The sequence below is a fragment of the Streptomyces sp. NPDC090499 genome (genome assembly GCF_044769305.1).
Taxonomy (GTDB): domain Bacteria; phylum Actinomycetota; class Actinomycetes; order Streptomycetales; family Streptomycetaceae; genus Streptomyces.
The window spans coordinates 222,315-229,911 of record NZ_JBIVXP010000014.1; the positions used below are offsets into that span (position 1 = coordinate 222,315).

5 protein-coding genes are annotated in these 7,597 nt (G+C 74.1%); 2 read left to right on the plus strand and 3 right to left on the minus strand.

Translation table 11 applies throughout. The features are described from left to right. Window positions 1-156: 156 nt before the first annotated feature. Window positions 157-2,199 carry an ATP-binding protein gene (locus tag ACIQVL_RS37965; RefSeq protein WP_403477630.1) on the plus strand — a complete coding sequence of 681 codons (2,043 nt, stop codon included), beginning with the start codon at window positions 157-159 and terminating at the stop codon, window positions 2,197-2,199. A 51-nt stretch (window positions 2,200-2,250) separates the two neighbouring features. On the opposite strand, the gene ACIQVL_RS37970 is transcribed toward ACIQVL_RS37965, so the two are convergent. Both ACIQVL_RS37970 and ACIQVL_RS37975 read right to left on the minus strand, forming a co-directional pair. After that, window positions 2,251-4,104 carry an arabinofuranosidase catalytic domain-containing protein gene (locus ACIQVL_RS37970; protein WP_403477631.1) on the minus strand — a complete coding sequence of 618 codons (1,854 nt, stop codon included), beginning with the start codon at window positions 4,102-4,104 and terminating at the stop codon, window positions 2,251-2,253. A gap of 358 nt (window positions 4,105-4,462) precedes the next feature. Continuing rightward, on the minus strand, window positions 4,463-4,912 hold the full coding sequence (locus tag ACIQVL_RS37975) for an Lrp/AsnC family transcriptional regulator (protein WP_403425350.1): 450 nt from the start codon (window positions 4,910-4,912) through the stop codon (window positions 4,463-4,465). 120 nt (window positions 4,913-5,032) lie between these two features. On the opposite strand from ACIQVL_RS37975, the gene ACIQVL_RS37980 reads away from it, so the two are divergent. After that, window positions 5,033-5,707 (plus strand): hypothetical protein, encoded by a 675-nt coding sequence (locus ACIQVL_RS37980; RefSeq protein WP_403477632.1) that lies wholly within the window; start codon window positions 5,033-5,035, stop codon window positions 5,705-5,707. A gap of 18 nt (window positions 5,708-5,725) precedes the next feature. On the opposite strand, the gene ACIQVL_RS37985 is transcribed toward ACIQVL_RS37980, so the two are convergent. Beyond that, on the minus strand, window positions 5,726-7,330 hold the full coding sequence (locus tag ACIQVL_RS37985) for a serine/threonine-protein kinase (RefSeq protein WP_403477633.1): 1,605 nt from the start codon (window positions 7,328-7,330) through the stop codon (window positions 5,726-5,728). Window positions 7,331-7,597: the final 267 nt, after the last annotated feature.

Genomic DNA, 7,597 nt, shown 5'->3' on the forward strand with positions numbered 1-7,597 from the left:
GCCCCCGGTATGCGGTCACGATCACCGGTTCACTCGGAGGGGTGAACCTCGCGCGCTCATGGCAGGGCTCGTTCCAGAGTAGAGGCCGGGGGAGCGGGGGACGTGGCAAAGCCCTGACCGGATCACCGCGCGGCGGCCCGCCAGGAGGATGGGCGCATGGTGTGGATGATGTGGGACGCGGAAACCTCCTTCGTCGGCCGGGTGGCTGAACTCGACCGGATCGCCGCGGCGATGGGCGGGAACAGGCTGGTCACCCTCAGCGGCGCGGGCGGTGTCGGCAAGACCCGGCTCGCCCAGCGGGTCGTGGCCCTGGGCACGGCGGCCGGGGCAGGCACGGAGGTCGCCTGGGCGGACCTGTCCCCGGTGCGCAACGCACACCTGCTGGCGGCCAGCGTCGCCGACGCGCTGGGTCTGTCCGACCACACCCCGCGGCTGCCGGCGGACGCGGTCTGCGCGTGGATCGGCGACCGCAGGACGCTCCTGGTGCTCGACTCCTGCGAGCACCTGCCCGCCGAGTGCCGCGACCTGGCCGGTGATCTCCTGACGGCCTGCCCGAACCTGCGCATCCTGGCCACCAGCAGGGAGCCGCTGCGGGTGCGCGGCGAGGCGGTCGTCGAGATCGAGCCGTTCGCCTCGGCCGAGGAAGCGGTCGCCCTGTTCGCCGACCGTGCCGCGGCGGCGGACAGCCCGCTCGTCGACGACAGCGACCGGCAACTGGCCGCGAGCCTGTGCGAACAGCTGGAACGGCTGCCGCTGGCGCTGGAGCTCGCGGCCGGGCAGTTACGGAGCATGTCGCTGCCGGACCTCTGCGCGGGCCCGTACCGGGCGGTGGACCTGCCCCCGGCGCCGACGCGCAGATGGCCGCCCCGGCACGCGGCCCTGCGCACCACCATCGGCTGGAGCCACGAGCTGTGCACCCCGCAGGAGCGGCTGCTGTGGACGCGGCTGTCCTACCTGCCCGCCTCCTTCGACGACGAGCTCGCAGGACAGCTGGCCGGCGGCGGCCCGCTCTCGCCGGGCGATGTCGGGTGGACCCTCGTCTCGCTGTGCGACAAGTCCGTCGTCGTCCGCAAGGACGGGGCGTACCGGATGCTGGACGCGGTGCGCGAGTACGGCCGGATGTGGCTGGCCGAGCTCGGCGCCGAGCAGGAACTGGCCCACCGCCACGCCCAGTACGTGCTGGCCCAGACCCGGCAGGCCCATCGCGAGTGGTTCGGTCCGGCGCAGCGCAACTGGTACCGGCGGATCGGGTTCCTCCACTCCGACATCCGGCTGGCGGCCGACCACCTCCTGGCGACCGACCCGGCCGCGGCGCTGGAGATGCTCGGCAACGTCACCTTCTTCTGGGTCTGCTCCGGCTACCTGTACGAGGCCCGCCAGTATCTGCAGACCGCGACCGTGCCGGCCGCCCGGGACCGGGACGAGACCTGGGTGCAGGGGCTGTGGAGCCTGGGTCTGACCCTCACGCTGCAGGGCGAGCAGGCCGCCGCGCACGAGACGGCCGCCGCGTGCCGGCGCGCCGCCGCCGAGGCCTTCGACGCCGAAGGGCTGTGGCGGGCCGCCTACCTGGACGGCCTGCTGCACCTGCTGGAAGGGCGCCCCCTCGCCGCGGTGAGCGGCGTCGAGACGACGGAACCCGCCGCCACCGGCACCCGCCCGGAACAGCTGACCGCGCCGACGGCGCTGTGCCGCCTGGTCCACGTCTTCGGGCTCACCGGCTCCGGCCGACTGGACCAGGCCCGGCACGAGGCCCTCGAACTCCGCGACCTCTGCGCCGCGCTGGACGAGTACTGGACCCGTTCCTACGCGGAACACCAGCTGGCCCTCATCGCCTTCCTCGCCGGCCGGCCGCACGACTCCGTACGGCACGCGCGGGCCGCTCTCGACGCCAAGCAGCACATCGGGGACGCCTTCGGCATCGCCATGGTCATGGACCTCCTCGCCATCGCCCTGGGCGACGCGGGCGAGGAACCCGCCGCCGCCTACGCCTTCGGCGCGGCGGCCCGCTTCTGGGAGACGGTCGGCCATCCGCAGCGCGGCACACCGGAGATGGCGGCGCTGCGCGGCGAGTGCGAGGACAGGCTCGTACGCCGCATGGGACTGAAGCGGTACGGCCAGACCTTCCGCCGGGCGGTCACCGGTGACGCACGCTCACTCGTGTCCTGGGGCGCGTACGGTGGCCCGCTGCCCGAGCAGTGACACCGCCGCCGGCGGCGCCCCGCCGTCGGCAGGGCGCGCCGGAACCGGCGCTCAGGTCAGCCCGAAGGCCTGTGCGCCGGAGCCGTTGCAGTCCCAGATCTGCAGGCGGGTGCCGTTGGCGGTGGCGCCGCTGGGGGAGTCGAGGCAGCGTCCGGACTGGGGGTTGAGGAGGGAGCCGTCGGCCTGCTGGACCCATTTCTGGCCGCCGACCCCGTTGCAGTCCCACAACTCGACCTTGGTGCCGTTCGCCGTGCCGTTGCCCACGATGTCCAGGCAACGCCCCAGCGTGGCCAGGGAGTTGTCCGATCCGTGGTACCAGTGCTGGTCGATCGCGTACGACTGGCAGCCCCACAGCTGGACGGCGGCGCCGTCGCCCCCGGTGTCGTCGGCGGCGACGTCCACGCACGTGCCGCCCGGGCCCTTGACCGGCCCGCCGCCGTTCACCGCGAACTTCTGTGCGCCGGAGCCGTTGCAGTCCCAGATCTGCAGGCGGGTGCCATTGGCGGTGGCGCCGCTGGGGGAGTCGAGGCAGCGTCCGGACTGGGGGTTGAGGAGGGAGCCGTCGGCCTGCTGGACCCATTTCTGGCCCCCGACCCCGTTGCAGTCCCACAGCTCCAGCTTCGCCCCGCCGGCCGTGCCGTTGCCCTCGATGTCGAGGCACCGCCCGAGGGTGGACAGCGAACCGTCGGGGTTGTGCGTCCAGTGCTGGTCCTCGGCGTACGTCTGGCAGTCCCACAGCTGTACGGCGGCCCCGTTCGTGCCGGTGTCGTCGGCGGCGGCGTCGACGCACTTGCCGCCGGGGCCGGTGATCGTCCCCTGCGGGCCGTTCGGCACGTCCGTCCCGCCGTCGTAGCCGACCGAGACGATGTTCGCCTGGACGGCGTTCTCGGCGGCGTCGGTGGGATAGCCGGAGACCATCACGCCCTCGAAGAAGGTCCCCCGGTTCCAGTTGCTGTTGTCGCCCCCGATGCCGAGGATGATGCCGCCCTCCTGCTGCATCGGCTGGTATCCGCCCCGGGTCGGCAGCGCCCCGTCCCACCAGGTGGAGAGCGCCCCGGACCGGGAGTCGCCGCCCTTGAGCGCGTACCTGGTCTGGCCGTTGTTCTTCAGCACGGCGGTGACGAAGGTGGAACTGTTGCCCCGGTTCGCCGTGTTGGAGCCGTTGTCGCCCTGGAACATGCCGTTCTCCAGGTCGGCCTCCACCCACGGGCCGTTCCCCGTGCACGGCGCGAAGTAGCAGGTGGTGGCGATGGAGACGGCGTCCATGTGGCCGTTGCCGGTGTCGGCCGGGGTGCGCTCGGCGTTGCCGTAGTCGAAGCAGCAGGCGGATCCGGCATGGGTGCCGCTGGCCACCATGTAGGCGCCCTCGGGCTGCCCGTTGACTGCGACACCCGAGGCGACACCGGTGTAGCGGTAGCCCACACCGGGCGAGATCCAGAGCCCGTACACCTTGTGGCCGCCCGCCGTGACGGCGATCTCGGACGCGTCGGCACCCCGGTCGGCGCCCGTTCCGGAGGTGCCGGCCGGCCCGGGTGTGAGGTCGTTGTGCCGGCCGCTCTGGTCGTAGATCCTCGTGATCCGGCAGCCGCCGTCCGCGGCGCAGAAGGCGTCCTGGGCCGCCGCGTCGGCGTACCCGCCCTGGGCCAGCGGCCCGATGTCGGCGGTGGCCCCGTCCGACACGCGGGTCACCTGGTACAGCGGTCCGTCGTAGGAGGAGAGCAGCGCGCGGGTCACGCTGTGCGCGGCCACGCACGGGGTTCCCGCTGCGGCGTAGATGTCGCAGGGCAGCGAGCCGGCTGCCTGCGAGGCGGCCGGGAACCCGAGCAGCAGCCCGAGTGCGAGTGCGAGGGCGGCCAGCACGGCCGAGACCCGCGGACTCCGTAACCAGACTCTTGGTGAGGTCATGACATTCCGGGCGGACGGGGATCCGGGCATGGACGTCCCTTCGAAGCTGGAACGGGGGAGGCCGCACCGGGGTGCGGCGGCACAGCTCTCAGTTCGGCTCGGCCCGGAACTTACGCACGCTGTTCGAGTCCGTCAACATTTGTTTCCTTTTTTGGTTCAGACCAGGGCTGGGAGCCGGTGGTTGCAGAAGCACAGACCGCGCGTGTGGCATCGCCGTTCCGGGGCAGCCGGTTGTGGTGCGAGGTGTTCGCATCCGCCGCGGAGTTCGCTTCGGTGAACCTCGGCCGGTGGAACCCTCGGACGGTGGCACGGGGAGGCAGTGTGTCCGGCGCCGCGTGCCTGCGAAACCGGGCGGGCGTCAGGCGCTCAGCAGCCGGTCCGGGCCGAGCGGGACCTCGTGCAGCAGCAGGCGGCTGCGCGCCTCCCGCACCCCGAGGTCGGCCTTGAGGCGGTCGACGACGGTCTCGAACTCGCGGGCGTCGGCACAGGCGACGCGCAGCTGGTAGTCGTAGTCCCCGGTCAGCCGCATCGCGGCCACGACCTGCGGGACATCCTGCAGCCGGGCCTCGAAGGCCGTGCGGTCGACGCCCTCGCGCAGCCGGATGTCACTGAGCAGCGCCATGCCGCGCCCCAGCGCCGCGAGGTCCACCTCGGCCCGGTAGCCGCGCACGATCCCGTCCGTCCGCAGCCGGCGCACACGATCGGCGACCGTGTTGGCCGACAGCCGCACCCGGCGGCCCAGGTCCTGGTAGGTCGCCCGGCCGTCCGCGAGCAGGATGGTCAGGATCTGCCGGTCGATACGGTCCACGGCCCGCCCCCAGGAAAACTCGGTCGAGTGTCGATGTCGCCGATTTTTCCACAGCGGCAGGCCGTGAAGTGCCGAGAAGTCCGAGCCAATGTCGGCGCGATCGGTGCCAGGCTCCAAAGCATGGAGATCCTGTTGCGGACCGCCCTCGCCCCCTGTCTCGTCCTGCTCGTCTCCGCCGTCGCACGTCGCTCCGGCCCGCGCCTGGGCGGGCTGCTGCTCGGAGTGCCGGTGACGTCGGTGCCGTTCGTCATGCTCCTGTGGCTGGACTCCGGGAGTGACGCCGCCGCCCGAGCCGCGCGCGGCCTCGTCGCGGCCCAACTCGCCGTCGCCTGCTTCTGCCTCGCCTACGGGCGCCTCGCCCCCGCCCTGCGGCCGGCCCGGACGCTCGCCGTCGCGCTGACCTCCACAGCCGTGGCCGCCGTGGCGGCGGCCACCTGCCCGAACGTGTGGCTGACCGCCGTCGGCGCCCTGGCCGTCACCTGCGCCGGCCTCGCGAGCTGGCCGCCCCTGCCGGCTGCCGCCCGGCCCGTCACCCGCCGTGCACGCCGCGGCCGCGAGGTCGGGACGAGGATGGCGGTGTCCGCCGTCACGGTCCCGCTCGCGATGACCGCCGCCCGCGCCCTGGGCCCGTTCCCCGCGGGCGTCCTGGCCGCGTTCCCGGTCCTGCTGGCCGTGATGGCCCCGGCCGTCCACCGCGCGACCGGCCCGCAGGCCGCCGCCGTGATGATGCGCGCCGCGCTGACCGTCGTACCCGTCACCCTCGGCTTCCTGCTGCTGCTCTGCACGGCCCTGTGAACGCCCCGCGGCAGCCGGTCAGGTGACGCGCTCCAGGTGGGTCGGTGAGCCCGCCGTCTGGCTGCCCTCGTCGCCGAGCGCCAGGGTGTCCGCTCCCTGCTTGGACAGGGTGTAGACGTTGCCGGACCTGCACACCACACCCAGCGAAGGGTCCGTGGGAGTGCTGGTGACGGCCTGGAACACCATCGACGTCGCGTGCGTCTCCTGCAACCGCAGGGTCTCGGTGCAGCCGATGTCGTCCCCGCTGCCCGCCTCGGTCACATGACTGACCTGCCGGCCCACGAGGTCGCCCCGTCCGGCCGCGTGCAGGGTGAGGGTCACGGACACCTTCGTCGTACGGGCGCTGAACACGCCGTCGCCCGCCGTGCTGCCGGGGCCGGTGCCCTGCCAGGTCCCCACCCAGGACGCGGGCAGCGCGTTCGCCGCGGCCGGGCGGGAGGACGGCGCGGAGGGCGAGGGCGTCGCCGACGGGGACGTACCGTCCGTGGCCTTCCCGTCTCCGGCCCCGCCCCACCAGACCGCCACGGCGACGGCAGCCGCGACGACGGGCACTCCGACGGCCACGAGCGCGGTCCGGGTCCGCGCCGGCCCCCTCGGGGCGGCGGGGGGAGCGGTGCCGATTCCGGCCGCAGGACCGTACGCCGGCGGCGGACCGAACCCCGGCGGCAGTGCGGGCGCAGGCGGCGGTGCGGGCGCGATCCGCGGCGGCTCGGCGGCGGTCGACGCCGCCAGCAGGGCCCGCAGTTCGGCCTCCCGCGCGGCGAGGTCCTCGGCCAGACCCGGCGGCGGGACGGCGGCCCACTCCGGCGTGCCGGTCCCGAACCGCGCCGGCAACTCCTGCGCGGTGGGGCGCGATTGCGGCGACTTGTGGAGACAGGCCGCGAGCACCGGCAGCAGGGACGGCGGCACGCCGTCGAGCCGGGGTTCCTCGTGCACGATCCGGTAGAGCAGCTGCGCCGCCGAGGGCTCCTCCCCGCGGCGCAGGAAGGGGCCTTCCCCCGTGGCCGCGTAGACCAGGACCGCCGCGAGCGCGAACACGTCGCCGGGCTCCGCCGCGGCCCCGTCCGTGACCTGCTCGGGGGCCATGTATCCGGGCGAGCCGATGACGCCGCCCGTGCGGGTGTGGCGGGTGTCGTCGGCGGCGCGGGCGATACCGAAGTCGATCAGGAGCGGATGACGGCGGCCGAGCAGCACGTTCGACGGCTTCACGTCCCGGTGCGCGAGCCCGCTCCGGTGCACGGCCCGCAGTCCCTCGGCGAGTTCCGCTCCGAGGGCGCGGACCGCGGCCTCGGGCAGCGGTCCGTGCCGGTGCACCCAGTCGGCGAGGGTCGGCGCCGCGACGTACTCCGTGGCCAGCCACTGCGGGTGCTGTCCCGGCGCGCTGTAGTCGACGACCGCGACCGTCCACGGTGACCGTACCTGGTCACTGCTGGCGATCTCACGCGCGAACCGGTCCTCGAACCCCGGATCCCGGCCGAGTTCGCTCCGCACCGTCTTCAGCGCCAGCGGCCGGCCGGAGGACGTACGGGAGAGGAAGACCTGCCCCATGCCTCCCTCCCCGAGCCGTGCCAGCAGCGGGTAGCCGCCGACGGCGGTGGGATCCGTGGGATCGAGACTTCTCATGAACGTCTCCGGGCGGTGAGCGCGTCGTGACCGGGCGGCCCACCACCTGCGCACGGAGCCCCCCTTGGCATCCGCGTGGACATGGCCTGCGGTGAGGTATTCATATCAGTCGGTGCGCTGTGTACGTGGACGCCGGGTACGCAGAGGTGGGGGGGGGGGGGCCGGGCCCCCCCCCCCCCCCCCCCCCCCGCCGCGGGGGGGGGGGGGCGCCGCGCCCCCCCCCCCCCCCCCCCCCCCCCCCCCCCCCCCCCCCCCCCCCCCCCCCCC

What these genes read in the sequence shown, in the direction of transcription:
- ACIQVL_RS37980 (WP_403477632.1), top strand. Translation starts at nt 5,033, where the DNA reads ATGGAGATCCTGTTGCGGACCGCCCTCGCCCCCTGTCTCGTCCTGCTC.
- ACIQVL_RS37970 (WP_403477631.1), bottom strand. Translation starts at nt 4,104, where the DNA reads ATGACCTCACCAAGAGTCTGGTTACGGAGTCCGCGGGTCTCGGCCGTG.
- ACIQVL_RS37985 (WP_403477633.1), bottom strand. Translation starts at nt 7,330, where the DNA reads ATGAGAAGTCTCGATCCCACGGATCCCACCGCCGTCGGCGGCTACCCG.
- ACIQVL_RS37965 (WP_403477630.1), top strand. Translation starts at nt 157, where the DNA reads ATGGTGTGGATGATGTGGGACGCGGAAACCTCCTTCGTCGGCCGGGTG.